The 25,936-nt window shown below is 64.2% G+C and carries 19 protein-coding genes and 1 pseudogene; 13 read left to right on the top strand and 7 right to left on the bottom strand.

Annotation, left to right across the window (positions count from 1 at the left end; genetic code table 11):
* Window positions 1-5: 5 nt before the first annotated feature.
* Window positions 6-602, bottom strand: coding sequence for a DUF6149 family protein (locus AC6I6L_RS10290; protein ID WP_497917668.1), 597 nt, complete (start codon window positions 600-602; stop codon window positions 6-8).
* 271 nt (window positions 603-873) lie between these two features.
* On the opposite strand from AC6I6L_RS10290, the gene AC6I6L_RS10285 reads away from it, so the two are divergent.
* From AC6I6L_RS10285 to AC6I6L_RS10265, 5 genes are all read left to right on the top strand, one after another.
* On the top strand, window positions 874-2,112 hold the full coding sequence (locus AC6I6L_RS10285) for an NAD(P)/FAD-dependent oxidoreductase (protein WP_497917667.1): 1,239 nt from the start codon (window positions 874-876) through the stop codon (window positions 2,110-2,112).
* Between the two features lie 219 nt (window positions 2,113-2,331).
* Entirely contained in the window at window positions 2,332-2,742 is a 411-nt protein-coding gene (locus AC6I6L_RS10280; protein ID WP_497917666.1) for a DUF7124 domain-containing protein, read from the top strand.
* A gap of 143 nt (window positions 2,743-2,885) precedes the next feature.
* The gene (locus tag AC6I6L_RS10275; RefSeq protein WP_497917665.1) at window positions 2,886-3,770 is read left to right on the top strand and encodes an aldo/keto reductase; all 885 of its coding nucleotides are present in this window, start codon (window positions 2,886-2,888) and stop codon (window positions 3,768-3,770) included.
* A gap of 11 nt (window positions 3,771-3,781) precedes the next feature.
* The gene (locus AC6I6L_RS10270) at window positions 3,782-4,567 is read left to right on the top strand and encodes a class I SAM-dependent methyltransferase (RefSeq protein WP_497917664.1); all 786 of its coding nucleotides are present in this window, start codon (window positions 3,782-3,784) and stop codon (window positions 4,565-4,567) included.
* Between the two features lie 39 nt (window positions 4,568-4,606).
* The gene (locus AC6I6L_RS10265) at window positions 4,607-5,140 is read left to right on the top strand and encodes a DUF5815 family protein (RefSeq protein WP_497917663.1); all 534 of its coding nucleotides are present in this window, start codon (window positions 4,607-4,609) and stop codon (window positions 5,138-5,140) included.
* A gap of 55 nt (window positions 5,141-5,195) precedes the next feature.
* Here AC6I6L_RS10265 and AC6I6L_RS10260 read toward each other — a convergent pair whose 3' ends face one another.
* The 3 genes and pseudogenes from AC6I6L_RS10260 to AC6I6L_RS10250 form a co-directional block, all read right to left on the bottom strand.
* The gene (locus AC6I6L_RS10260) at window positions 5,196-6,023 is read right to left on the bottom strand and encodes an IS5 family transposase (RefSeq protein ID WP_497917662.1); all 828 of its coding nucleotides are present in this window, start codon (window positions 6,021-6,023) and stop codon (window positions 5,196-5,198) included.
* 110 nt (window positions 6,024-6,133) lie between these two features.
* Window positions 6,134-6,427, bottom strand: a pseudogene (locus AC6I6L_RS10255) (zinc ribbon domain-containing protein); the annotation flags it as partial.
* A gap of 245 nt (window positions 6,428-6,672) precedes the next feature.
* Window positions 6,673-9,453 carry a PAS domain S-box protein gene (locus AC6I6L_RS10250; RefSeq protein WP_497917661.1) on the bottom strand — a complete coding sequence of 927 codons (2,781 nt, stop codon included), beginning with the start codon at window positions 9,451-9,453 and terminating at the stop codon, window positions 6,673-6,675.
* 226 nt (window positions 9,454-9,679) lie between these two features.
* Here AC6I6L_RS10250 and carB point away from each other — a divergent pair, with 226 nt between their 5' ends.
* From carB to trpB, 5 genes are all read left to right on the top strand, one after another.
* Entirely contained in the window at window positions 9,680-13,033 is a 3,354-nt protein-coding gene (gene carB, locus AC6I6L_RS10245; RefSeq protein ID WP_497917660.1) for a carbamoyl-phosphate synthase large subunit, read from the top strand.
* Window positions 13,034-13,162: 129 nt separating this feature from the next.
* Window positions 13,163-15,628 (top strand): dihydropteroate synthase, encoded by a 2,466-nt coding sequence (gene folP, locus AC6I6L_RS10240; protein WP_497917659.1) that lies wholly within the window; start codon window positions 13,163-13,165, stop codon window positions 15,626-15,628.
* Window positions 15,629-15,806: 178 nt separating this feature from the next.
* Window positions 15,807-17,480 carry a sensor histidine kinase gene (locus AC6I6L_RS10235; RefSeq protein WP_497917658.1) on the top strand — a complete coding sequence of 558 codons (1,674 nt, stop codon included), beginning with the start codon at window positions 15,807-15,809 and terminating at the stop codon, window positions 17,478-17,480.
* Window positions 17,481-17,631: 151 nt separating this feature from the next.
* Window positions 17,632-17,757 carry a hypothetical protein gene (locus AC6I6L_RS10230; protein WP_497917657.1) on the top strand — a complete coding sequence of 42 codons (126 nt, stop codon included), beginning with the start codon at window positions 17,632-17,634 and terminating at the stop codon, window positions 17,755-17,757.
* A 228-nt stretch (window positions 17,758-17,985) separates the two neighbouring features.
* Window positions 17,986-19,137 (top strand): tryptophan synthase subunit beta, encoded by a 1,152-nt coding sequence (gene trpB / locus AC6I6L_RS10225; RefSeq protein ID WP_497917656.1) that lies wholly within the window; start codon window positions 17,986-17,988, stop codon window positions 19,135-19,137.
* Window positions 19,138-19,163: 26 nt separating this feature from the next.
* Here the strand turns inward: trpB and AC6I6L_RS10220 are convergent, their stop codons facing one another.
* The 3 genes from AC6I6L_RS10220 to AC6I6L_RS10210 form a co-directional block, all read right to left on the bottom strand.
* Window positions 19,164-19,586 (bottom strand): HIT family protein, encoded by a 423-nt coding sequence (locus AC6I6L_RS10220; RefSeq protein ID WP_497917655.1) that lies wholly within the window; start codon window positions 19,584-19,586, stop codon window positions 19,164-19,166.
* Window positions 19,587-19,718: 132 nt separating this feature from the next.
* The gene (locus AC6I6L_RS10215) at window positions 19,719-20,780 is read right to left on the bottom strand and encodes a glycosyltransferase (protein WP_497917654.1); all 1,062 of its coding nucleotides are present in this window, start codon (window positions 20,778-20,780) and stop codon (window positions 19,719-19,721) included.
* 212 nt (window positions 20,781-20,992) lie between these two features.
* Window positions 20,993-21,745, bottom strand: coding sequence for a hypothetical protein (locus AC6I6L_RS10210; RefSeq protein ID WP_497917653.1), 753 nt, complete (start codon window positions 21,743-21,745; stop codon window positions 20,993-20,995).
* Between the two features lie 278 nt (window positions 21,746-22,023).
* Between AC6I6L_RS10210 and AC6I6L_RS10205 the strand changes: the two genes are divergently transcribed.
* The 3 genes from AC6I6L_RS10205 to AC6I6L_RS10195 all read left to right on the top strand — a co-directional run bounded on the left by AC6I6L_RS10205 (window position 22,024) and on the right by AC6I6L_RS10195 (window position 25,936).
* Window positions 22,024-23,922 carry a S9 family peptidase gene (locus AC6I6L_RS10205; RefSeq protein ID WP_497917652.1) on the top strand — a complete coding sequence of 633 codons (1,899 nt, stop codon included), beginning with the start codon at window positions 22,024-22,026 and terminating at the stop codon, window positions 23,920-23,922.
* Between the two features lie 173 nt (window positions 23,923-24,095).
* Complete coding sequence (locus AC6I6L_RS10200) at window positions 24,096-25,085, top strand: ABC transporter ATP-binding protein (RefSeq protein WP_497917651.1); 990 nt, start codon at window positions 24,096-24,098, stop codon at window positions 25,083-25,085.
* Complete coding sequence (locus tag AC6I6L_RS10195; RefSeq protein WP_497917650.1) at window positions 25,082-25,936, top strand: DUF2705 family protein; 855 nt, start codon at window positions 25,082-25,084, stop codon at window positions 25,934-25,936. The genes AC6I6L_RS10200 and AC6I6L_RS10195 overlap by 4 nt, the downstream gene beginning before the upstream one ends.

The raw sequence follows: 25,936 nt of genomic DNA, 5'->3' as shown, positions 1-25,936 counted from the left end.
GGAATTCAGTCGTCCTCGATCGGCTCTTCGTCGACGCCGACGGCTTTCGAAACGTCGACCTCGTCGGGTTCCTCCTGCCCGCCGACGACGAGGTCGCCCTCTTCGGTTTCGACGTAGACATCGTCCGCGAAGCCGCCTTCGGCGTAGGGGTGTTCGGGGTCGTCGAGTTTCTCGGGCGTCGAGGGAGCGCTCGGCAGTCCCGCCGGCGGCGCGAACTGCCCGAGCGGGTCGTCGATCGTGATCTCCCAGGTCTCGAAAAAGTCGCGGTAGCGATCGTAGTGAGTGTCGAGTTCGTCACCGGGGAACTCCATCATCTCGGTCCAGCCGTGATTGTAGAAGTCGAAATTGGCCTGAATGTGGGTGATCTCGCGGGCTTCGGCCTCGGAGTACCCCTCCTGGAGCGCCCGCAGGTAGGTGTCCATCGTCGCCTCGAAGAAGGCGTCGAGGCGATCAGTGCGTTCCTCGGCGTGGGCGGGATCTGCCTTCTTCGTGAAGATTTTCGTGTGGAGGCGAACCAGTCCGGACTTGGCGAGCGATCGGACGACCGGCGTCTCGAGTGCCTTTCGCGACGCGAAGTGACGCGCGTTCTGTCGAACCTTCATGCACGGCCCTATGGGTGCGTCCGTCAAGAGCGGTTCGGACGGGGCCAAACGGACAGGAGGTCGGTGGTTGCGAAACGGGCTGGAAGCGAGTGCCGGTTGTCTCGGGACGGCAACGATGGCAGGGACCCATCATATGGTGGAGTCAAAAGTTCCGATCGTCTGCGTGTCGGCGTTTTCGGCGGACGATCGTTTGCACAGGACTCCGCTGGACAGTGGAGTGACAGAGTCGAGATAGCAATCCACTTTAACCCGCATTACGAACGGTCTGGATATGACCAAGTACGTCATCATCGGTGACGGGATCTCCGGCAGTTCGGCCGCCGAGACCCTCCGGGAAGAGGACCCGGAGTCGTCGATTACCGTCATTACCGATGAGGGGGAGGCTCTGTACAATCGGATTCTCATCAAGGAGCACGCGAAAGGAAAGCTCCCGGAGGCCCCCATCTCGATCCACGACGAGGAGTGGTACGAGGAGCGTGACATCGACCTCTCGCTGAACACCCACGTCACGACCGTCGATACGGACGGGAGGGTCGTCCACACGCACGAAGGTGAGGAGATCTCCTACGACAAACTGCTGATCGCGACCGGCGGGACGCCGACGCAACTCCCGGTCGAGAACAGTGACGCCGAGGGCATCCACCACTTCTGGACGTTTCAGGACGCCCGGAAGATCCGCGAAAGCGCAGAAGCGGCCGACGACGCCGTCATCGTCGGTGCCGGCCTCCTCGGAATCGACTTCGCCGCCGTCTGTGGCTCCCAGGGAGTCTCGGGGAAGTACCTCATGCGCGGCGATCGCTGGTGGCGCTATGCGCTCTCCGGTGAGGGCGCCGAAATCATGCACCAGGGAATGCGAGACAAGGGCGTCGAACCCGTCTTCGACAGTGGCGTCGATCACTTCGAGACTGACGGCGAGGGCACCGTCACCGCCGCCGTCGACCCGAACGGCGATCGCTACGAGTGTGACTTCGCGGGCGTCGCGATCGGACTGACGTTCAACACCGAGTACCTCCGTGGGGCGGGACTCGAAGAGAACAACGGGATCGTCGTCGACGAGTACATGCAGACGAACGTCGAGGACGTCTACGCGGCCGGCGACATCACGCGATTCTACGACGTGCTCCTCGGTGAGCAGGCTCAGAACGGGTCCTGGGGCTCGGCGAAAGAACAGGGGCGCGTCGCCGCGGTCAACATGGCCGCAGACGACGAGAAAGAGCCGTTCGAGTGGGTTTCCTCGTATTCGATTACGCACTTTGATTTCCCCTTCCTTTCTTTTGGTCATCCAACTCTCGGCGACGACCACGCCGAACGCAAGTACAGCGACACCGAATGGCGACGCGTCGCGTTCAAAGACGGCAAGATCGTCGGCGGCGTCCTCATCGGAGACCTCGCACCACAGAGCAAATTCAAGCAGTTGATGCGCGAACAGCGTGTCGTCGCCGACCAGAAAGATGTCTTGCTCGCAGAAACGGTCGATCTCGACGACCTCGCACCGACCCAGGAACAGTGACTTCCTCCCCACCCTACTCGCTTACCGCGTCGAGTGCGCCTGATACGGATCAGTGTCCGTAGTTACCGCTGATCGGCCAAGGCGGTTCGCCGTTCGGCGGTCATTGATGACACTGATCCGTATGAGAACTCCGGAGAATCTCCCGAAGAGATTCGCCGTCGTGAGCCTGATGTGGGAAGTATCGAAGCCGTTTTCCCCGGTGCACGTCTTCGTTGACGTATGAACGGCGACAGCGACATGACCCTGGCGTTCGAACTCGAGGCGCTGAAAGAACTCGCCTCCCCCGAAACCGTGTTCGAGGACGCCAGAACGTGGTCCGAGTATATTGGCGTCGTCTCCGAGAAGCCGACCTACGTCGTGACGAACTTCACGCGCAAGAACCGCATTCGGCAGGATTTCTTCTCCGGTCCCCGCGGCAAACAGGAGAGTCTCGAGGGTATCAAAGGGCAGTTCGACACTGACCGACACGTCTTCATCGGCGTCAGCGACGAGGACGAACAGCTCGCGGAAACCGTCGGCTGGGAGTACCTCGCGATCGGAGACGCCGCTGAGGCGGCCGACTGGGTACTTGCCTCGAGCACCGAACCGGAGGAAGACGATGCCGAACCGGTCCGAGACGACTGGCCCTGAACTCGGCTGGCACCTCGGTTTTTGGACGGTCTCGGCGGGCCGTCGCCACCCTATTCACGCGATCGGTTCTATCCGATAGCGAGCACGCCGACGATCGTGCCGTGTCGCGGTGACTTATAACGGTGCCGTCCGATGAGAGTGGTATGAAGACGCGTGACCTGGGAGCGACCGGCCACCAGAGTAGCCTCGCGACGTTCGGGGCGATCGCCCTGAACTGGCTCGAACAGGAGGGTGCAAACCAGCTCGTCGAACTCGTTCTCGATCGCGGCGTCACCCACTTCGACGTCGCGCCGGCCTACGGCGACGCCGAGGTGAAACTGCGGCCCAAGCTCCGCCAGCACCGCGAGGAAATCTACCTCGGATGCAAGACGATGGAGCGGGAGTACGACGGGGCACGGGAGAAACTCGAACGCTCGCTCGATCGCCTCGGCGTCGAGTTTATCGACCTATACCAGATCCACGGTCTCGAGTACGAACACGAACTCGAGACGATTACGGCCGAGGGCGGCGCACTCGAGGCGATTCGAGACGCACAGTCGGAAGGACTCGTTGGCGACATCGGCCTCACGAGCCACGGGAACCCACAGCTCATCCTCGACGCGATCGATCGCATCGACGATCTGTCGACGGTGATGTTCCCGCTGAACCCGGTCGTCGTCGGAAAGGACGACGCAGACCACGACTACGAGGCCGTTCTCGAGCGTGCGAACGAGGAAAACATCGGAACGATCGGCATCAAAGCCTTCGCGAACGGCTCGTGGCCCTCGACAGACGAGTTACCCGAAGCGGACCGTCCGTACGCCAACTGGTACGAGCCGGTCGACACTCAGGCCGCGATCGACGAGCGGTTCGACTTCGCGGCTGCACAGGGATTGACAACCGTCGTCACGCCGGGAGATCCGAAACTGGTCGCCATGGCCCTCGACGCGGCGCGACGGTACGACGGCATGGATGAAGGCGCGCAGCGATCGCTCGTCGAACGGGTCCGCCACGACGAGAGTCCCGTCCCCGAGCAGCTTCACCACTGACCGGAACCGGGATGGACGTTCCGGCAACGGTGACGACAGCGATCGAGGACCGACCGATCGAGAACGCGATCTGTCTGGATGCCGGCTGTGGCCCCGGAAACACGACGGCGGGGCTCCTTGCTAACGGGGCAAGTTGCGTGTACGCCGTGACGAACGATCGCGAGCACGCGCGGACGGCTAACCGGCGCGTTCGCGATCGGTTCAGCGAAAACACGCCACGACTCGCTGAGGGCAGACGACGATTCGACAACGAAACGCTAACCGAACCCGGCACGGCGGACCGTCTCGCCGTACTCGAAGCCGACCTCCGAACTACGCCGCTGCCGGCCAACTCGATCGACGTCGTCGTCGCCCACGCGCTATTCAACGTCGTTCCACCTGCGGCGCTGGCTGCGATCGCCGGCGAACTAACCCGAGTAGCCCGTCCCGGTGCGCACCTCGTCGTCGATGACTACGAGCCGCTACCCGAGGACGCCGCCGTTCGCGATCTGTTCGCCGTAGAGAACGCGGCCGCAGAGCTATCTACGGGCCAACCGGCGCTATCGTTCTACCCCGCGGACCTGCTCGAGCGGCTATTCACCGGATTCGGCTGGACGATCGATCGTCGGCGGACACTGCTCGAGCCGGTTCCCTGGACCGAGTCCCATCTTCAGGCGCACCTCGCCGCAACGCGATCGAGCGCGGCCACACTGCCGCCGGACCTCGCGGATCCGCTGGTTGATCACGCAGAGCGTCTGGCCGCGACGATCGGGGAGGAGTCGGTCGGCGAGATGTACAGTCTCGCGGCGACGCTGTGAGTCGTCGGCCTTATGCCCGGCCCGGCCGAACCACGAATAATGGCAAAACCCCGCGTACCGGGTCCCCGAGACGACCGCCTGGAGTTGCCCTGTGGAGAGGTCCTCGACCCGCACGCGATCGACCTCGGGATGCGCGAGTATCGGTGTCCGTGTGGCGAGCGTCACGCTGTCGTCACCGACGTCCACCCACCCTCGCGGTTCTTCCCGGAATCGCTCGTCGAGATTCTCCGGGAGACGATCGACACCGCCGACGAGTTCGAAGAGTTCGGGACGCCCCACCTCATGGGCGTCACGATGGAGGAGTTCCCCGAGAAACTCGTCGTCCACGACGCCGCCGAAGACGGGGCCGTCGGCTACACGCTGCTGTGGGTTTCCGACTTCGATTCGCGCCGACTGCACGAGGTCGTCGTCGAACTTATCGTCGAACTGATGGAACACGCGATCAGTCACGCCGAGGACGAGACCTCCGTCACCGAGTTCGAGTCACAGATGCTCGAATTCGACATCAGCGAGTTCGTCGAACAGTACCGACGCCAGCGGGATTTCGAGCACGAACACGATCGAGCGCTATGACATCCTCTCCGTGGTAAACGACGGGCTTTGGTGAATCGCCAGAAGGCGTTTGATTTCACTGTTTCACGGCTCGCTTGATGTTGTAGACCGCACACATCAAAACGATCTCACGAAATTCGAGGTACCACGCTCGGGCACGCACCGCGTGGCCGAGCGTGCGCTTGATTGTGGAGAAGACGGTCTCAGACAGTGCTCTTTGGCCGTATAGAGACCCATCGATGCGCGCATTATGCGCGCAATCGATGGGTCGAAACTCGCGGTGCTTAATCAGCGGTCTCACGTCCTCTTCGCGCAATTTCTCGCGTAATCGTTGCCAGTCGTAGCCTTTGTCGGCGGCGAGGCTGGCAATCTCGCCCGCGTTGCGGAGGGCGAGTTGCCAGCCGATCTGCGTGTCGTGCCGTTTCTCGGTCGTGCAGTGAACGTCAAGCACAGCTTGCGTTTTTGTATCGACGAGCGCGGTCGTTTTCAGCGTTTGAACGCGATAGTTCGTCCGGCGGCAGTAGTGCTTGCTGGCGGTTTCGCGGTCGAAAAACGTCGCGTCCATCGCAGCGTGATCGGCGGTGTCGCGCAGCTGCGCCGACAGCCGCAGCAGCACCCGCCAAACTTTCATCTCGAACCTATCAAACGCCTTTACCAAAGTTGAGTGATCAGGGAGATCGCCCGGATCAAGCCCGATCTCGGCCACTATTTGTGGCATCTCACTCAGCAGATCAAGCGCCTCGCGGTAGGATTTCTCTAGGTAAATCCGGAGACAGTGGAGCGAAACAACGGCGTAGTCGGCGAAGCCCCCACCCCCTTCGGGGGCGGCGGCTTCGCCTCGGCCACCAACAGCATTTTTAGCTAACGTGACCGCCTTGCTCGTGAAGCGGGAGATCTTCGACATAGGCATCGCCGATTTCCCGCTTCACTTCCTTTGATTTGACGACCTATCCCGTCGTCTTACAGCGATTCACCAGAGCCAAACGACGGGGTTTCCTCTCCGGCGTGGGAGTCTCAGGTTGCCTGAGAATCCACGGAGGCAACATTCCCGTCACGGTGGACGGTACTCGGGTCTGTGCGCTGTTCTTTGGGACGATAAGAGCGTGGTGGCTCCGACCAGTTGTGGTCGTCCCACTCGAACCGCACGGGCCGTGCCATCGGCCTGACTGCCTTCTCTGTGTGCCGCTTCAAGAACGTTTCTGATGCCATAAGATCGGCGTGGCCGTCAAACCCACACGGACAGGTGAGTGTATCCTGATACCGAGTCGTCCGGTCTGTCGACCCGCATTGTGGACACTCTTGACTTGTTGATATGGTGAGACAATAACGGAGCGCACGCGATTCACGCCTGTTGAGCAAACCGAAGGTTTGTGAAGCCCATCAGAAATCTCTGATTTCTGAGGACGCCGTGAACGACGGGACTCTCTCGCTGTCGAAAGGGAGGAGCGACACTGTCTCAGTTCTCGATACCGACCATCTCCATCTCGATTCTCGGTACTGGCCACCTCCGTCTCGTTTCTCGAGCAGGGAGGAGAACGCAGCTACCGACAGACTCAGCCGACGATCGAGCCCCGATCCGAATCGAGCGACACGTCGAACCGGACGCCGCCGGCGTCGCTTTCACCGATATCGATCGACCAGCCGTGGGCTTCGATGACCTCCGAAACGATCGCCAGCCCGAGTCCGGTGCCGTCGCCGGCCGTCGTGTAGCCCGACTCGAAGACGTCCGCACGGTCCGGGGCGGGGATTCCGGGGCCGTCGTCGGTGATCGCGAACCCGCCATCCGTTGACCGAACCCGAACTGTCACGTCCGGCCCGACGTGCTCGCGGGCGTTCCGAAAGAGGTTCTCGAAACAGACGAGCAGTCGGTTCTCGTCGGCGTCGACCGTCGGGAGGTCGCCGTCGACGGCCACGTCGAGTTCCGGATCGACGGTACGGTGGGCCTGCTCGACAACGGCCGCGAGATCGATCGGTTCGGTCTCGGTCAGGCGCTTGCCGCTTCGGGCGAGGACGAGTACGTCCTCGATGAGGTCGTCCATTCGATCGAGCGCCCACTCGATTTCACGGACGTGGTCGCGTCCGTCCGAGACGTGCTCCCGGAGGCTCTCGAGATGGCCGTTCGCGAGTGCAAGGGGGTTTCGCAGATCGTGAGAGACGGTGCTTGCGAACTGTTCGAGGCGGTCGTTCTGACGCTCGAGTTCCCGCGTCCGCCGGGCGAGTTTGGTCTCGCGGTGGGCGCGTTGGAGGGCGGCTTCGACGTTCGCAGCGAGGATCTTCGCGAGCGTGAGCGCTTCCTCGTCGAAATCGTTCGGCTCGGTCGAGCTAACGATGAAGATGCCGTCCTCTCCGAGCGGGATGTGGGCTTCGCTCCGGACTGCCGTCTCGGGGTTGCGAACGTTGTCCGCGTGGCGCACGTCGCCGTGAGCGAGAGGCAATCCCGCATCGTAGGCGTCCCAGGCGAGTCCGCCGTCGGGTTCGATCGTGGGAACGCCCTCGAAGGCGGCCGCCGCCTCGTCGGTCACCGCCGCGGGGACGAGTTCGTTCGCCGCGTCGTCGTACAGGTAGACGGTGTTGAGACGCAGATCGAGCGCGTCGTGTGCGATCTCGGAGGCGACCTGTGCCACCTCGTCGGCCGCCTCCGCGGCCATCAGCCGTCGGGTCCCGTCGTGGAGTTTCCGAATCCGGCGTTCGCGATCGGCTCGATCGGTCACGTCTCGAACCACGCCGACGCTGCCGACCAGTTCGCCGTCCTCGACCAGCGGGGCGATGTTATCCTCTGCGAGGAACGGGTCGCCGTCGAGCGGTTCGACGGTCATCTCGAACGTTCCGCCGCTTCGCTCAGCCTCGAGGAGTTCGTACAGCAGCTGCATTCCCTCTTCGAGGTCTTCGTCGGGAATAAACGATGTGGCGTGAGTTCCGAGAATGTCGTCCCGAGATGCACCGAGTTGCGCTGCCATCGCGTCGTTGATCATCTCGATGGTACCGTCTCGATCGAGGACGTACATCGGATCGCCGACCGTCTCGACGAGGGTTCGATACTGTTCGAGTTCCCGCTCGCGGCGCTTTTGGGCCGTGATATCCGTGTAGATATCGTACTCGTGGATCGTGTCATCGATTTCGACGGTGAACCCGCGAAACAGGAACTCGCGGACCCCGTCTGCCGTCTGCCGTTCGACGGTCGTCGTCACGACGCCGTCCGCGTCGGCTCGTGTCTGGACGTCGATCGGGTCCGCACCGTCGGGGACGATATGATTCTCGAGTTCGTTGCCGATGAGGGTCGATCGCTCGTAGCCGAACACCGCCTCGAACCCCGGGTTGACGTCTTCGATACGACGGTAATCGCCGTCGTGAACGCAGTACGCGACCGGATCGGGGACGCTCTCGAACAGCGAGGCGAACCGATCGTGTTCGTGTCGGAGCGTCTGTCGTGACTGAAGCCGGTTGATCGCCAGCGCCACGTGCGTGCCGATGAGTTCGACGAGCACGACGTCGTGTTCGTCGAACGCGTCGCCGTCCGTCGAAACCGTCTGAAAGACGCCGACGCCGTCGGCCGGGACGCTCAACACCGATCGGATCGCGGCCGGCGCTGCATCGTCGACTTCGAGATCAGTGTCGGCGTCCGACGACGGATCGACGATCGCACTCTCGCCCGTTCGGTGGGTCCGCGCGGCGAGTCCCGCCCAGGCGTCGTCTCGGGCGTACCGCGTCGCACCGTCTCTCCCGGCGACGGCAACCGCGCGCAGGTCCGCCGAGGCGCGAGACGTCGACGGTGAGTCCGGTTCGACGAACAGTGCGGTTGCCTCGCCGGAAAACAGCCGATCAATCGTCTCGACGGCGTGCTCGTAAGCCTCGTCGATGGCTGTACACGACTCGAACGCGAGGGCGAGTTCGTAAATCGTCTCGACGGGGTCTGTTAGACGGCGCTCGTCGTCGATCGCAGACCAGATCTGGTCGAGCAAGGGATCGATCGCGTCGGTCTCGGTCCTCGGAACGTATCCGGACACACCAATCGCAAAGGCATCGCTCGCGACTCGTTCGCTCCCGTCGGCCGGGTAGAGCACGAACGGGACTGCAACGCCGTCTCGCTCGAGCGAGTCGAACAGCGATAGTCCGTCCGTGTCCGCGAATTCGTACGCGGAGACGATACAGGCGTACTCGGAGTCGACCGCCGCGAGTCGCGTCCGAATCGCGTCGGCGGACGCTACGGTATCGACGGTGAGCGTCACATCCGCGGACTCGATCGCCGCGGCGGTCCGACGGCGGCGGTCGTCGTCGGGATCTGCATAGAGGATAGAGACGGGAATGTGTGTACTGTGAGAACCAGAGCGGACCATTGAGGCGTTATCCAGTAGAGAACGGAAGGATCGTGATAAGGGATTCGGCCGTTTGACGGGTGGAGACGGAGCGGAGAGTCGAGACTGGCGACGCCCGGTGCGCGGTCTGACCTCTCTCCGCTGTGTCGTCATCGCCACCGAATTCGAATTTCGAAAAGGCGTTTCGAGATTCGTACTGTATCGTGGGGCTTATTACGATGTACGAACTCCCAACGGACAGGAACCAATGAGTACGGACAACGAGCGCGGCGAGGAAGCCGCGGAAAATCAGCGCGGCGAGGAAACCGCAGGAGACGATCAGGGCGGGGACGTCACAGGGGACGGACGCACAATCTTGCTGATCGGGAGCGGCCCGATCCAGATCGGGCAGGCTGCGGAGTTCGACTACTCCGGCGCACAGGCCTGTCGCGCACTACAGGAGGAAGGCGCACGCGTCGTCCTCGTCAACTCGAACCCCGCGACGATCATGACCGATCCGGAGATGGCCGACCGGGTCTACATCGAACCGATCACGACCGAAGCGATCGCAGAAATCATCCGCAAGGAGAACCCCGACGGCGTTATCGCCGGTCTGGGCGGCCAGACCGGGCTGAACGTGACAGCTGAACTCGCCGAGGAAGGCGTCCTCGAAGAGTACGACGTCGAGATCATGGGGACGCCGCTTGACACCATCTACGCGACGGAAGACCGCGACCTCTTCCGCCAGCGCATGGAGAAGATCGGTCAGCCCGTGCCGCGATCGACCACCATCTCGCTCGAAGAGGGCGAGTCGACGAGCGAGATCAGCGACGAAGACCTCCGCGAGCGCGTCGAGGCCGCCGTCGAAGAGGTCGGCGGCCTGCCGGTGATCGCCCGCACGACGTACACGCTCGGCGGGAGCGGCTCCGGCGTCGTCCACGAGATGGACGAACTCCTCGCCCGCGTCCGCAAGGGGCTTCGCCTCTCGCGCAACAGCGAGGTACTGATCACCGAATCGATCGCCGGCTGGGTCGAGTACGAGTACGAGGTCATGCGCGACGCCGACGACTCCTGTATCATCATCTGTAACATGGAGAACATCGACCCCATGGGCATCCACACCGGGGAGTCGACGGTCGTCACGCCCTCGCAGGTCGTCCCCGACGAGGGCCACCAGGAGATGCGCACCGCGGCGCTCGACGTCATCCGCGAACTCGGCATTCAGGGCGGCTGTAACATCCAGTTCGCCTGGCGCGACGACGGCACTCCTGGAGGAGAGTATAGGGTCGTCGAGGTCAACCCCCGCGTCTCGCGCTCTTCGGCGCTGGCCTCCAAAGCGACGGGCTATCCGATCGCCCGCGTGACCGCAAAAGTCGCGCTGGGCAAGCGCCTCCACGAGATCACGAACGAGATTACCGGCGAGACTACGGCGGCGTTCGAGCCCGCGATCGACTACGTCGTTACCAAAGTACCGAGGTGGCCCAAGGACAAGTTCGACGACGTGGACTTCGAGCTGACGACGGCGATGAAATCGACCGGCGAGGCGATGGCGATCGGGCGCACCTTCGAGGAATCCCTGCTCAAGGCCCTTCGATCGTCCGAGTACGACCCGGACGTCGACTGGGCGGACGTTTCGGACGACGAACTCGAGGCGCAGTACCTCGCCCGCCCGTCGCCCGATCGTCCCTACGCCATGTTCGAGGCGTTCGAGCGCGGCTACACCGTCGACGAGATCTGCGAATTGACGGACATCTACGAGTGGTACGTCGAGCGCTTCAAGCGCATCGCCGACGCCAGCGTGGCCGCCCAGAACGGCAACTTCACCGAGGCCGCGATCGCCGGCCACACGAACGCGACGATCGCCGCCACTGCCGGTGCGGACGTTGGGGCGGTCGAGCAGGAAGTTCCCGGCCGCACGTACAAGCAGGTCGATACCTGTGCCGGCGAGTTCGAGGCCGAGACGCCGTACTACTACTCCGCACGCAAATCCGAGTTCGAGTCCGGACCGCTGCTCGGTGACGCCGCGGCGGGCGAACTCGAAGTCGATCGCGATCTCGAGAGCGTGATCGTCGTCGGCGGCGGCCCGATCCGCATTGGACAGGGCGTCGAGTTCGATTACTGTTCGGTCCACGCGGTGCAGGCGCTGCGCGACATGGGCATCGAGGCACACGTCATCAACAACAACCCCGAGACCGTCTCGACGGACTACGACACCTCCGACGGCCTCTTTTTCGAGCCGATCACGGCAGAAGAGGTCGCCGACGTGGCCGAGGCGACCGGTGCCGACGGCGTGATGGTCCAGTTTGGCGGCCAGACCTCCGTCAACATCGGCGAACCGCTCGAGGACGAACTCGAGCGCCGGGGCCTCGACTGTACGGTCATGGGAACCTCCGTCGAGGCGATGGACCTGGCCGAGGACCGCGATCGATTCAACGCCCTGATGGACGAACTGGGCATCGCCCAGCCCGAGGGTGGGACTGCCTTCTCCAAGGAGGAGGCCCTCGAACTCGCCCACGAGATCGGCTACCCCGTCCTCGTGCGCCCCTCCTACGTGCTCGGCGGCCGCGCGATGGAGGTCGTCTACGACGACGCGGAACTCGAGACCTACATCGAGGAGGCCGTTCGCGTCAGTCCGGACAAGCCGATCCTCGTCGACGACTTTCTCGAGGACGCGATCGAACTCGACGTCGACGCCGTTTCCGACGGTGAAGACATCCTGATCGGCGGCGTCATGGAACACGTCGAGGCCGCCGGGGTTCACTCGGGCGACTCCGCCTGCATGATCCCGCCGCGATCGCTCGGCCGCGACGTCAACCGCCGCGTCCGCGAAGTCGCTGAGGAGATCGCCCGCGAACTGAACACCGTCGGCCTGCTGAACGTTCAGCTAGCCGTGACGGGGATCGACGGCGAGGCGCCAGGCGCCTCGGAATCCCCGAGCGGTGAAACCGCGAGCACCGACGCTGAACCGAAAGTCTACGTCCTCGAGGCGAACCCGCGCTCCTCGCGCACCGTCCCGTTCATCTCGAAGGCGACCGGCGTCCCGATCGCCAAGATCGCCGCGACGGTGATGGCCGGCGAGTCGCTTGCCGACCTCGACATCGAAGAGCAGGTTCCTTCCCAGACCTCGATCAAGGAGGTCGTCCTCCCGTTCGATCGCCTTCCCGGCTCCGATCCGCGTCTCGGTCCCGAGATGAAATCCACGGGCGAGGTCATGGGTACCGCCGACACCTTCGGCAAGGCCTACGACAAGGCACAGGACGCCGTCGGGAAGCCGATCCCGGAGGACGGAACGATCGTCGTCGACCTCTCGGCCGACGAGTTCCCCGACCCCGACACCGAGGCCGGCGAGGAACTCGTCTCCGGTTTCACCGAGTACTACGACCTCTGTGAGGCGGTCGACCTGACCCAGGCCGTCCGCGAGGGCGAAGTGGACCTAATCATCTCCCGCGATCGCGACCTGCTCGAGGTTGCCGTCGAAGAGGAAGTTACCTACTTCTCGACGGAGACGTCCGCGAAGGCGGCTCTCGAGGCCAGAGCGGCCAAGGACGAACCCATCGACGTTCAGGCGGTCACCGACCGTCCACAGCGCCAGGAGTACTGGGGCCAGCCGAAAGCCGAATAACTGCGCTACGACGAGCGATCGGTGCTGCGGTGACGACCCGCCGCCGTCGGACCTCCGCCCGGACGGGTCGATTCCCACACCGGGCCCTGAGTTCGACACCCTAAAGCGGGAAGACGCTGTTTTTCGAGTATGGAGTACCACGAGGCGGCGGACTTCTTATTCGGTCTGCGGCGGTTTCGTCCGAAGCCGGGGACGGAGTCGACCGCGAGGTTGCTCTCCCACCTCGGAACCCCTCACGAATCGATCGACTGCGTCCAGATCGCCGGCTCGAACGGGAAAGGGAGCACGGCGCGGATGGTCGAGCGGACGCTGCGGGAAGCGGGACTCTCGGTCGGCCTCTACACCTCGCCGCATCTGGAAGACCTCCGGGAGCGGATCCGAATCGACGGCCGGAAGATCCCTCGGTCGGCCGTCTGCGAATACGTCGAGCACAGTCGGGAGTACGTTACCGATCGCGGGGCCGACGGGGAGTCCCCGACCTTTTTCGAGGCGATGACGGCGATGGCGCTGTGGCACTTCGGCCGGCAGGACGTCGACGTCGCCGTCCTCGAAGTCGGCATCGGGGGACGCTTCGACGCCACGAGCGTCGTCGATCCGATCGCCAGCGCGGTCACGAGCGTCACGCTCGAGCACACGGGCATCCTCGGAGACACCGAAGCCGAGATCGCCCGGGATAAAGCACAGGTCGCACCCGACGCGGACGACACGCCGCTGGTGACGGGGGTCACGGACGGTCCGCTCGAGGCGATCCGCGACGTGGCCGGCGACGTCGTGACCGTCGGTACGGAGTCGACAGCGGATGTCCGCGTCGCCTACGGCGGGCGGACGAACCACACCGAAGCCGCCGTCTCGATCGACGCGGGCAACTGGTCGTGTCAGACCCGGATTCCGTTGCCGGGGAGCCACCAGGCCGAAAACGCCGGCATCGCGGCCGTCCTCGCCCGACAGGTGGCCGACGTGTCGATCGAGGACCTCCGGCGGGGGCTGCGAAACGCTCACTGGCCGGGACGCTTCGAGGTGATCGACACCGACCCGCTGGTGGTCTTAGACGGGGCACACAACCCCGGTGCTTGCAAAACGCTCGCGGAGACGCTCGACGGGTACGAGTACGATCGACTCACCGTCGTCTTCGGCGCGATGCACGACAAGGCCCACCGGGAGATGGTCGCGGCGTTGCCGCCGGTCGATCGAGCGATCGCGACCGAGCCTGCCCTCGATCGTGCCGAGGATCGAGACGTCCTCGCAGAGGTATTCGAGCGGGCGGGCGTCGATCACGTCACAACGGACGCGGCGGTACAGGACGCGGTGGCGACGGCGCTCGACGAGAGCGATCCGGAAGACTGCGTGCTGGTTACGGGATCGCTGTTCGCCGTCGCTGAATCCCGATCGCGGTGGACGAGCACACAGATTCCGAAGCGGATTCACGATCTCGACGCGGCTGGCGACGTACTGGAGGGGGCGAACGTCACTGACGCCGGCGTCTTCCGGATGCGCGGAAAAGCCGTCCATCGGGTCGTCAAGACGAGTCTGCAGTACCGACAGGCGAGCTACCTGAAACAGGAACTGCTGAGTCTCGGCGGCGAGTGTGCCGTTTCCGGGCTGGCCCGCGACGACGAGCGCGTCGACGCCGTGTTGATGGGGACGCTCGCGCAATTCAAACGCCTCACCGAAAAACTCGACGGACAGGCGTACGGTCTCCCCGAAATCGGACGGGAGCTACGGGAGACGCTCGATATTGGCCCGAACGTCAGCGCGGGCGAGAAGACGCCCACCCAGTACCCGTGGCACGATCGAACGGCCGTGATGGGCATTCTGAACGTCACGCCCGACAGTTTCCACGACGGCGGAGAGTACGACGCACTCGAGGACGCCGTCTCTCGCGCCGAGGCGATGGTCGAGGCCGGCGCGGCTGTCCTCGACGTGGGCGGGGAGTCGACGCGACCCGGCGCGGACCCCGTCTCGATCGAGACCGAGATCGATCGAGTCGTCCCAGTGATCGAGCGGATCTCGTCCCTCGACGTGACGGTATCGATCGACACGCGAAAGGCTGCCGTCGCTGAGGCCGCACTCGAGGCTGGCGCGGACGTGGTCAACGACGTCTCGGGGCTCGAAGACCCCGAGATGCGGTTCGTCGTCGCCAACCACGACGCCGGCCTGATCCTGATGCACAGCATCGACGCCCCCGTCGTTCCGGATCGCGAGGTGACCTACGACGACGTCGTCGAGGACGTGATCGACCAGCTGTCCGAACGAATCCTGCTCGCGGAGAAGGCGGGCGTCGATCGGGAGTCGATCGTCGTCGATCCCGGTATCGGCTTCGGCAAGTCCGCCCGGGAGAGTTTCGAACTGCTGGGCAGGATCGACGAATTTAGCGCGCTGGGCTGTCCCGTTCTCGTCGGCCACTCCCACAAATCCATGTTCGACCACGTTGGCCGCGGGGCCGACGACCGGCTCGAGCCGACGGTTGCGGCGACCGCGCTCGCGGCAGATCGTGGGGCCGACGTGATCCGGGTTCACGATATCCCCGAAAACGCGGCGGCCGTGCGGACGGCCCTCGCCACACGGGACCCGGACGAGTTCGTGTGGGACGAGTGAGGCGGGCGAGCGGCGAGGAGAGACGACCGAAACAATCGACCACAGGTGAGCGTTGCGAATCGTCCGCGGAAACGGTGTCGATCTCCGCGTTAGTGTTCTAGACACCGAACCGGCGGTTCGAATCGAACGCTGATTTCGGCAATAACACTAAATCGTGCCGGACAGTGATCAACCACTAGTGGTTCCGACATTAACCGAGACGCTATTGCTCGCAAACGTCGGGCTCCTGCTCGGGCTCGCGGCTATCGCCTGGCAAAACCGGGCCGCTCCCGGTGCGAGGGTGTTCGGTGTGTTGCAGGTGGCCGCAGCCGGGTGGGTGGGGCTGACCGTACTCGGGCTTCAGTTCCCACCCGGGTCGCTGCGGCTTTCACTCTGGGGAGTGACCACCGGCCTCAGCCTGCTCGTGATCGTCGTCTGGCTCGGGTTCATTCTGGAGTATACCGGGTACGGCAGTGTGTTGTACTCCCGACGGTTCGCACTCGCTGCGCTTCCGCTTCTTTTCGGCAGCGCCCTCTACGCGCTCGTGCCGACGTGGACGCCGTTTATCGCGGAGGCGACCCAGGAAGTGAGCGCTGCCGGTACCGTCGTCCAGGCCACGATCGGACCGATCGGCGGGCTACTGGGGGTGTACGTCTACCTCGTGTTTTTCGTCGGGTTTGCGGCGGTCTTGCAGACGGTTCGAAGCGGGAACTCGTTGTTCATTAGCCAGGCGGTCGCACTCGTCGTCGGCACTCTGGTAACGGTCGTCGCCAGCGCGCTCGTGATCGTCGGCGTCCCGTTTCAGGGATATCCCCTCACGCAGGTCGCACTGGGCGGCCAATCGCTGTGCTGGGGGTACGCCGTCTTCCGTCAGCAGTTTTTCCACCGCGTTCCGGCAGTCGCACGGATCGGCGAGCGATCGGTGTTCGACCAACTCGACGAGGGCGTCCTCGTCTGTAACGGCGGCGGAACGGTCGTCCGGGCGAATCCGCCGGCCCGAAACTGTTTCGAAACCGATGAGATCGTCGGCGCTCCGGTCGACTCGGTACTCGATCGGATGGACGTCGACTCCGTCACGGAGCTACCGACGCGGTTTCGCCAGCAGGGACGCTCCTACCAGGCGAGCACCTCGAGCATCGAAAACTGGCGCGGCGCGTCGATCGGTCGCGCGATCGTGATCCGGAACGTGACCCAACTCGCACAGCGACAACAGCGGCTACAGGTGTTAAATCGCATCCTCCGACACAACGTTCGTAACGACATGACGCTGGTCGCCGGACTGGCGACCGAACTGGCGGAATCGGACGATGAGGACCTCACGGCCCTCGGTGGAGAGATCATCCAGACGGCCGAGGAGATGACCCGGATGAGCGAGAAAGCCCTCGCGATCGAGGATGTCTTTACCGAGTCGATCGAGGTCGAATCGATCGATCTCTCGGAGTTTCTCGGCGGAATCGTCTCGTCGTTTGCCGAGGCGTATCCGGATTCGACGATCGTCGCGTCCGTCGATCCCGACGAACTCCGGACCGATCCCCAGGTGCTCAGTCTCGTGATCACCGAGATCATCGAGAACGCGATCGTCCACGCCGGTGAGGACCCGACGGTGACCGTCGACGTGACGCGGGAGGGAGACACCGTCAGAATCAGCGTCGAAGACGACGGCTCCGGCATCCCACAGATGGAACTGGACCCGATCGCGAACGGCGTCGAGACGGACCTGAAACACGCGAGCAGCCTCGGACTGTGGGTGATTATCTGGGGGACACAATCGCTCGGCGGACGCGTCGAAATCGACTCGTCTGAAACCGGTTCGCGGGTAACGGTCCCGATTCCGGAGGGGGGCGCACCCGAAACGACGGCGGGAGCGACGTGATTCGGAGCCTGAAGACGGGATCGACGAAACGGCCCTCGGATCGCTGCTGGCGGAGTACGCGATCGGTCGGGACGACCACGAAAACGGGCCGGCGTTCGTGATCCGCCCGAACAAAATCCACGAAGTACATGGTACTGGGGAGCGTCGATCGATGATCGAGTACCACTGCCACGACTGCGAACGGTCGTTCGTCGACGAGCGCGAGAACGAGTACGGGACTTACGAATTCACCCGGTGTCCGAACTGCGGGAGCGGGAAAACGACGCTCTCGCGGTGACGTCTCCTGACAGCGGTCAGCCGCCGCTCACTGCTCGAGGCGGGTCGAAAACGAGAGTGCGAATGACCGGCACAGCCCGATCACAGGGCGGCACCCGCTCGACCGTCTCCCGCTCGGAGTCGGATTGACGGACATCACGGGAGTGAGCGGACCGCGGCGTCAAACCTGCGAACGGTCGGTCGAGAGAGATGCGAGAACCTATTACGGTGGCTGCAAGAGTTGCCGGGTATGTCCGACGGAGAGTTCGAAGGATACGGCGGGCGATACGTTCCGGACCCGCTCGAAGAGCCACTCGACCAGCTCGCGGCCGCCTACGACGAGGTCGCGACGACGGAATCGTTTCAGACCGAGTTTCGCGACCTGCTCGAGACGTTCGCCGGTCGATCGACGCCGCTGTACCACGCGAAAAACCTGAGCGATCGGTACGGTGCGGATATCTACCTCAAACGCGAAGACCTGCTTCACGGCGGCGCACACAAGATCAACAACTGTCTCGGCCAGGCGCTGCTCGCAAAGCGGGCGGGACGCGATCGGCTGATCGCCGAAACCGGGGCCGGCCAGCACGGCGTCGCGACCGCGATGGTCGGCGCGCTCATGGGTCTCGAGACGGAGATCTACATGGGAAAAAAGGACGTAAAGCGCCAGGAGATGAACGTCTTCCGGATGCGCCTGATGGGTGCCGAGGTCAACGAGGTTACCCGCGGCGGGGAAGGACTTGCCGACGCCGTCGACGCCGCGCTCGAGGATTTCGCCCAGAACGTCGACGACACCCACTATCTCGTGGGAAGCGTCGTCGGTCCCGACCCGTTCCCGCGGATGGTTCGAGACTTCCAGAGCGTCATCGGGGAGGAAGCACGCGAGCAATTCCAGGCTCGAACGGGCGGTCTCCCCGACGCGGCCGTCGCCTGCGTCGGCGGCGGCTCGAACGCGATCGGACTCTTCCACGCGTTTCGAGACGACTCGGTCGACTTCTACGGGGCCGAAGGCGGCGGCGAGGGCGCGGACTCGACGAAACACGCCGCGCCGCTGGCGAAGGGAACCGACGACGTGATCCACGGGATGAAAACCCGCGTGATCGACGAGGACGTCGAGGTTCACTCGGTCTCTGCCGGTCTCGACTACCCCGGTGTCGGTCCCGAACACGCCATGTTCCGGGCCGTCGGTCGCTGTGAGTACACGGGCGTCACCGACGAAGCGGCCCTCGCCGCCTTCAGGGAACTGAGCGAAACCGAGGGAATCATCCCGGCGCTCGAATCGAGCCACGCGATCGCTCGCGCGATCCAGCTCGCAGAGGACGGCGAGCACGAAACCATTCTGGTGAACCTGTCGGGCCGGGGCGACAAGGACATGGAGTCGGCGGCCGCGAAGTTCGATCTGTAGGCCGGCCGCTCAGCGTTCCCGGTCGCTCAGCGTTCCCCCGACAGCGCGTCCCGAATCGCGCTCACGAGCCGATCGGCCGCGGCGTTGTCGAGCCGACTGCGGGCCAGCGAGAGTGCCACGTCGTCGTCCTCGTAACGCGGGACGAGGTGAACGTGGGCGTGTTCGACGGTCCCGACGAGCGGTCCGCTCGTATAGAACAGGCTGACGCCGACCGGATCTAGCGCCTCGTCGATCGCCGCCCTGACCGTTCGCGCCGTCTGAAACACCGCAGTCGTCGTCCGTTCGTCCAGTTCGAACAGCTCCGTTTCGTGTCGCTTCGGAACGATCAGCGTGTGGCCCGTCGTGGCCGGTCGTCGATCGAGAAACGCGAGAGTTCGATCGTCCTCGTAGACGCGCGCCGCGGCGGTCTCGCCGGCGGCGATTCGGCAGAACGCACAGTCCTCGTGCATGGTCGTTCCACCTGTTGTGAGCGAATCGACATATACTGTCGGTCGATCGCCGTCCTACCGGTCGTGGTCTGGCCCTCGATCACCGGATGGCTGCCGATCGAGATCAACGACGATTCGCTTCGGCCGACCGCCTCACAACAGGCCGCGATCCTCCCGCAGGGTCCGATACCGCTCTAGATACCGCTCGGCGACGGCGTCCCTGTCGTAGCCGGCGAACCGATCGTCGTAGTCCCGGTGTTCGAGGTCGCCGGCGGCCAGGATGGCGTCGACGAGTTCTTCCTCGCTGGTGGTCCGAAAGCCCCGATCCCACCCTTCGACGAGTTCGTGAGCGCTGGAGTCGGTGTGATACTCCGCGATAGCGACACAGCCCGAGGCGACCCCCCAGAGCATCTCCGTCGGGAAGACACAGCGTTCGGCCGTCTGGGCGAAGACGTGGGCCCCGCGGTAGGCCGCGATCCGCTCGTCGAGCGAGCAGTCGCCCAGAAACGAGAGGCGATCGTCGATTCGGAGGTCGCTCGCGAGCCGTTCGTAGGTCTCACGCTCCGGCCCGTCGCCGATCACCGTCGCCGACCAGTTTCGATCGCGAAGTTCAGCAAGCGCGAGCAGGAGACTCTCGAGGTTGGCCCCGTCGTCGAGTCGACGGGCGTAGACCACGTCCGTGCGATCGTCCGGCTCGACCGCCCGAATCCGATCGCAGTCGATCGGGTTCGGAATCGCGTCGACGATCGCGCCGTCGGCCCCGCGCTCCCTGACCCACGTGCCGACGAGTTCCGACGGCGTGACGATCCAGTCCGGACGGCCGGCCGCCAGCCGAGTCCACCGATCGTCGTTGACGCCCTCGTCGCCGTACCACTCGACGAGCAGGGGGACGCGGGCGAACGTGGCACCCCAGTTGGCAGCGAGGACCTGTGACGGTGGGTTCGCGGCCACGTGGACAATATCCGGCCGCGCGGCTGCGAGGACGAACGGCAGTCGCACCAGAAACGAGGTTCGTGCCTCGGGTCCAACCGAGACGCCGTGGTAGGTGATTCCGTTTCGTTCGAGTCGACTCTCCTCGCCGGCCCAGAACTGCGCACAGAACAGGTGCACGTCGTGGTCCTGGTCTGCGAGCAACTCGAGAATCGACTGGAATCGCTGGTTCGTCTCGGTGTCGCGATGAAAGACGGTTTCAACCGAGACGAATGCGACGCGCATATGCCGTCGGCACGTAGTGGGGGGATAAAAAATCACTTCTTTCGGCCAGTTCCCGACTTCGCTCTGGCCACAGCCCGGGATGGGACAGGTCGATCGTCTCTTCGGCGCGACCGGATGGAACGCTACCGAACCCCGGACTCGATCGCGAGTCGTCCCGGCAGTGATTCGATCGCGCCGTGTGTGCGCTCTCGTCTCCTGTGCCCTCGTATCCGTCAGTCCTCGTCTGTGGGAACGAGTCCGTCGAAGAACGAGCCGATCCACTCTAACAGTCCGCTGTCGTCGTCCTCATCGGCGTCGTCATCGGCTTCGTCCCCGCCGTCGTCGTCCTCATCGGCGTCGTCATCAGCTTCGTCCCCGTCGTCGTCATCGGCTTCGTCCCCGCCGTCGTCGTCCTCATCAGCTTCGTCCCCGTCGTCGTCATCGGCTTCGTCCCCGCCGTCGTCGTCCTCATCAGCTTCGTCTTCACCGTCAGCTTCGTCCTCATCAGCTTCGTCTTCACCGTCAGCTTCGCCCTCATCGGCGTCGTCATCAGCTTCGTCCCCGTCGTCGTCATCATCGGCTTCGTCTCCGTCCTCGTCGTCCTCGTCATCACCCTCATTCTCCCCGGCCTCGTCATCTTCCGCAAACTCATCGTCGTCTGCGTCCTGCGCATCATCACCGCCATCCGCTTCATCGTCGTCCGACGCGCTCTCTTCGACACCGTCGTCCGACCCGCTCGGTTCAGTATCGTCCGCTCCGCCCTCGATCGCGTCGTCCTGCTGGTTCTCGTCGATCGATTCGGACGCCGGCGCGGGGTCGGGTGTGGACGACGAGCCGTCGCCGCCGAGAAATCCCGGACTCACGGCCGCGACGGTCGCGCCAAAGGCTGCGAGGACGATCAGCGCCGTCACGAGGACGACGAGTCCCGACGCGTCGTCAGCCTCCGGTGTCGCATCCTCCGTCCCCCCCGTCCCGTCGGTGCGCATGGATATCCGAATCAGGCGGGCCCTCGCGCTTTGTTACGCACACCGAACACGGCCGGGCCGATCGACGACCGTTCCCGACCCCGAGCGGGCGCGATGGGATCGACATCGATCGGTTCGCGATCGTACTGGAGTCGAGGGCCACTGTAAGCGCGGGCTACTCGGCGTACGCGGGCCGCCAGTCACTCCGGTCCGTCGTGCGTCGGGAACCGGGGCGAAGAGCGAAAGCGATCCGACGCGACAACGCAAACGACTACCGGTCCCGATCCGTAGGCGGTGGTATGGGCAGGTACGATATCGAGCGGTATCTCAACATTCGGAGCGCCTACGGCGCGTCGTTCGGTCCCGACGGCGATCGACTCTCGTTTCTGATGAACACGACGGGGACGCCCCAGGTGTGGACGATTACGGGGCCCCGCGAGTGGCCCGAGCAGCGAACCTTCTACGACGAGCGAGTCACGTTCGCCTCGTGGTCGCCCGAGCGGCCCGAACTGATCTTCGGGATGGACGAGGGTGGAAACGAGCGGGCACAGCTGTTTCGCCTGAACGCCGAAACCGGCGTCATCGAGAACCTGACCGCGATGCCCGAGGCGAAACTCCGTCGTGGCTCCGGGAGCCACAACGAGCCTCGCGCTCGCATCGCTCGCGCGAAACACCGCTGGGGCGGGTGGAGCCACGACGGCGATCGGTTCGCCTTCGCATCGAACCGGCGAGACGAGTCCGTCTTCGACGTCTACGTCCAGCACCGGGACGAGCGGGGAGACGAGGCGACGCTCGTCTACGAGGGCGACGGCTGGCTCTCGCTGTCGGGGTGGAGTCCCGACGACTCCCGACTGTTGGTCTCACAGGCGTACTCCAACTTCGACCAGGACCTCTACGTGCTCGATCTCGAGACCGACGACCCGGATCTCGAACATCTGACGCCCCACGAGGGCGACGTCCGCTACGGAAACGCGAGTTGGGCACCCGCGGCCCACGCCGACGGGGACGAAAGCGAGGGGATCTACCTCGTTACCGACGAGGGCGACGCCGACACGCTTTATTTGGCCTATCTCGACCTCGAGACGCACGAACTCGAGCGGGTGGTCGACGGAGACGGGTGGAACGTCGACGGCATCGCGCTGGACGACGAAACCGGCCGGTTCGTCTACTCGCGTAACGTCGAGGGCTACACCGAGTTGACCGTCGGCGCGTTCGACCCCGAGGATCCGACCGCCTTCGAGACCTTCCCCGAACCCGACCTGCCCGGCGGCGTCGCCGGCGGCGTGAGTTTCGGTCCCGACGGGGAGCGGTTCGCGCTTTCGACGTCGGGTGATGCGGTCAACACGAACGTCTTCGTCGTCGAGATCGAGAGCGGCGATGCGGAGCGATGGACCAGGGCTCCCACGGCGGGCATCCCACGAGACTCGTTCGACGAGTCCGACCTCGTTCACGTCGAGAGCGTCGACGAGTTGGCGGTTCCCGGTTTTCTGAGCCTTCCAGACGATCGTACGCAGGGAGAGACTCCGGTCATCGTCGACATCCACGGCGGTCCCGAGAGTCAGCGCCGCCCCTCGTTCTCGAGCGTCAAACAGTACTTTCTCGATCGGGGTTACGCCTACTTCGAGCCGAACGTCCGTGGCTCGGCGGGCTACGGCGCGGAGTACGCCGCGCTCGACGACGTCGAAAAGCGAATGGACTCGGTCGCTGACATCGAGGCCTGCGTCGAGTGGCTGCAGGATCATCCGGCGATCGATCCCGATCGAATCGCCGCCATGGGCGGCTCCTACGGCGGATTCATGGTACTGGCCGCGCTCACCGAGTACCCAGACCTGTGGGCGGCCGGCGTCGACGTCGTCGGCATCGCGAACTTCGTCACCTTCCTCGAGAACACGGGCGAGTGGCGTCGGAAACTTCGCGAGGCCGAGTACGGGAGTCTCGCGGACGACCGGGAGTTCTTGGAAGAAATTTCACCGATCAACAACGTCGATCGAATCGAGACCCCGCTGTTCGTCCTCCACGGCGAAAACGACCCGCGCGTTCCGGTCGGGGAGGCCGAACAGATCGCAGAGAAGGCCGAAAAACAGGGCGTTCCGGTGCGCAAACTGATATTCGAGGACGAAGGTCACGGCTTCTCGAAACTCGAAAACCGCATCGAGGCCTACTCCGGGATCGCTGATTTCCTCGACGAACACGTCTGAGTCGGGTTGCGGGCCGATACCGTCGGAGCGAGTGACTCGTACAGATCCGTGCGACTGGTCGGGTCGTTCGGTGGTCCGACGACCCCTGTTGAGAGACGGAAGAGTGGTGTCGGCACATTCACAGGTAGAAACTGCTGGGAAGGTATACCCGAGTCGGTCTGGGATGACCGTGTATGGCCGCGATCGAAACGACCGCGTTGACGAAACGTTTCGGTGGAGACATCCTCGCCGTCTCGGACCTCGATCTCACCGTCGAGACGGGCGAAGTATTCGGCTTTCTGGGACCGAACGGGGCCGGGAAATCGACCACGATCAATATGTTGCTGGACTTCGTGCGTCCGACGAGTGGCTCCGCTCGCGTGCTCGGTCACGACACCAGAGAGGAGGCCGACGAGATCCGCCGGCGGATCGGCATCCTGCCGGAAGGTGCGACTCTCTACGAACGCCTGACCGGACGCGAACACCTCGAGTGGATCGAACGGGCCAAGACCATCGACGGCGATGTCGACGGGACACTCGAACGCGTGGGACTCTCCCCCACGGAGGCGGACCGGCAGGTCGGGAGCTACTCGAAAGGAATGTCCCAGCGACTCGCCTTCGGGATGGCCATGCTCGGTGATCCCGACCTCCTCATTCTCGACGAGCCGTCGTCCGGACTCGATCCCGCCGGAATGCAGGAACTCCGCGCGGTCATCCGCGAGGAAGCCGATCGTGGCACGACCGTCTTCTTCTCGAGTCACATTCTGGGCGAAGTCGAGGCCGTTGCCGATCGACTGGGCATCATGAACCAGGGGGGACTCGTCGCCACCGGCGCGATCGACGACCTGCGAGAAACCCTCGACTTGGACGCGTCGGTCGCGGTCGAACTCGATTCGGTCCCCGAGGCCCTCGAACTCGACGCGCTCGACTGTGTCAGCGCGGTCGAGGTCGACGAGACGACCGTCCGGGCGACGGTCTCGGATTCGACGCGGAAGATCGACGCGATCAGACACCTCGACGATCGAGCGGAGGTGGTCGACGTGCTCTCGGCGGATACGTCGCTCGAGCAGCTCTTCAACACCTACACTGACAACGGGCGCGACGGGGACGCGGGAGTCGCCGGAGTCACGAGCAAGTCCGCAGCCGCCGAACAGGCCACGGCCACGACGGAGGTGGATCGATGAGTACCAGAACCGTCATCGCGAAGGATATCCTCGACGTTCGTCGGGCGAAAATCGTCTGGTTCGTCGGCGGACTCTACACGTTCTTGACGGCGCTGTTCGTCTACCAGGCCAGGGAGTTCGGCGGCTTCGACGAGTGGCCGACCGTCTACTCGGCGCTGTTCGACCTGGTGTTCGTCGGGGCGATGTTCGTCCCCGCGGTCGCACTGGTCGCCGCCTACCTCTCGATCGCGGGCGAACGCGAATCCGGCAGCATCAAGTTCCTGCTGTCGACGCCGATCAGCAGGCGCGACGTCGTCCTCGGGAAGTACGTTTCGCGGGCGACGATCGTCACGGCATCGCTCGTCCTCGCGTTCGTCGTCGCCGCCGCGCTCTCCGTGGCGTGGTTCGATGAGTTCCCCGCTCAGGTCTTCCTCGGCGTCGCCGCCCTCACGATCCTGTATGCCCTGGCCTACGTCGCCGTCGCGATCGCGATTTCCGCGGCGACGGCGTCCCGATCGCGGGCGATGGGTGGTGCGCTGGGATTCTTTTTCGTGACGAACGTGCTCGTCCTGTTCGGCGATCTTTCGATCATGGGTGCCCTCGAGTACGTGCTCAACGACCTGTTCGGTCTCGGCGTCGGTGAGGACCCGCTTCAACTGGTCGGGATGCTCATCAGTCCGACGCTGTCGTACTTCAGCAGTATCGCGATGGCGTTTCCTGAGGACTTCATCGCCGCAAACCCGCAGGCCGGCGACCCTTCGGATGTCGCCTGGTATCTCGAACCCGAAATCGCCGTCGTGCTGTTGATCGCCTGGATCGTCGTCCCGCTGGCGTTCGGTATCAGGCGATTCAGCCGGGCAGATCTCGGCTAG

Source organism: Halosolutus sp. DAT137 (genome assembly GCF_059736405.1).
Note: the sequence above shows the minus strand (reverse complement) of the source record. Positions and strands in the feature narration are given on the sequence as shown.